The organism is Lacinutrix mariniflava (assembly GCF_001418015.1).
In the GTDB taxonomy this organism is placed as follows: domain Bacteria; phylum Bacteroidota; class Bacteroidia; order Flavobacteriales; family Flavobacteriaceae; genus Lacinutrix; species Lacinutrix mariniflava.
This window is the reverse complement of record NZ_LIQG01000005.1, coordinates 1-1,040: the sequence shown is the minus strand read 5'-3', so window position 1 is coordinate 1,040 and position 1,040 is coordinate 1. Positions and strand designations below refer to the sequence as shown.

Below are 1,040 nucleotides of genomic sequence, written 5' to 3'. Positions count from 1 at the left end.
ACTATAAGGCATTAATCTTCGTTTCCAAAGGCTATTCCTTAGTATAAGGTAGATTCTATACGCGTTACGCACCCGTGCGCCGGTCGTCAGCAATAGCAAGCTACTCTGTTACCCCTCGACTTGCATGTGTTAAGCCTGCCGCTAGCGTTCATCCTGAGCCAGGATCAAACTCTTCATCGTTAAATTTTTAAGTGTTGCCACTAATATGCTTAACAACCAAAGAAATTAATTAGTACTCGAATGGTTTATTCTCTTGTTTGTTTATAACCGTTTCCAGTTATAAACTTACGCTGTCAATTCAATATGTTTATGAACTTGTATTCTTATTTTTAATTTGCTAATTCGTTACCTTATTAGCGGGCTGCAAATGTAAAACCCTTTTTTATTCTGTGCAATGTTTTTTTGTTTTTATTTTAAAAACTTTGAAGCTTTTAAAACTCTAAAAAAAATCATCTAATGTCACTGAACTTTTTCGCTCTAAATTTTAACGTTTTTAGCGGCTGCAAACTTACAACCTTTATTTTATATAAAAAGCTTTTTTTGAAAGTTTTTTATATTTTCTATTTTCGCCTTGTTTTAGAACTTCGCTTTTTGTTATTGTCTGTGTGACTACAACGCTAAGCGGCTGCAAATGTACAACTGATTTTCAACCTGACAAGCTTTATTTTAATCTTTTTTTAAAACTTATTTTTAACCCCTACTAATCAGTGATTTACAATTTATAATATTATTATAAAACACCCATAGTCACTTTCAATAGACCCAAAACTCAATAATGAGCCAGAACTATACATTCTATCTTGAATAGATAAGAAAGTATTACAAACAAAACATGAAAACAGAAACTTGAAATTATACTATTTAATTATTTACAACCACACATCTATAACTCATCATAGTTCCTGTAGTCAATCAAGACGCATATTATTCTATTAAATAAAAAAGGATGCCGTTTCTATCACTCTCGCAAAGCACAGCTAACCAATATTTAAGTCTATCCATAGATGAATAGATTATAATTATTCCTAACTATAATCTTG

General features: G+C 31.2%; 1 rRNA gene. It reads right to left on the bottom strand.

The features are described 5' to 3' along the window. Nucleotides 1–180, bottom strand: a 16S ribosomal RNA gene (locus ASC44_RS00035); the annotation flags it as partial. Nucleotides 181–1,040 lie beyond the last annotated feature (860 nt).